The organism is Vibrio splendidus 12E03 (assembly GCF_000272105.2).
GTDB classification, from domain to species: Bacteria; Pseudomonadota; Gammaproteobacteria; order Enterobacterales; family Vibrionaceae; genus Vibrio; species Vibrio splendidus_I.
Map to the genome: position 1 here is coordinate 1 of NZ_AJZD02000211.1, position 217 is coordinate 217.

The following is a 217-nucleotide window of genomic DNA, read 5'->3' on the forward strand; positions in this document are numbered from 1 at the left end:
AAGCTCACTACGCGGTCGGGGTCTGAGGGTAAGGTGGCCTTCACATCAAAAAGCCCTTTTGAACCCGTGTTCACGGTCACCGCCCAATCCCCGCCGAATGGGTTCGTCGATTTACCATCGTTTGCCGTACCACACACACTGTTCGATAACTCGCCATCAAGGCAGACTTTATTGAGGCTGACCGTATCAAAGTTAGGACGACTCTTTTTCCACGCGA

General features: G+C 52.5%; 1 pseudogene. It reads right to left on the reverse strand.

The window, feature by feature from the left end:
- Positions 1–217 (reverse strand): annotated as a pseudogene (locus A142_RS14245) (hypothetical protein); the annotation flags it as partial.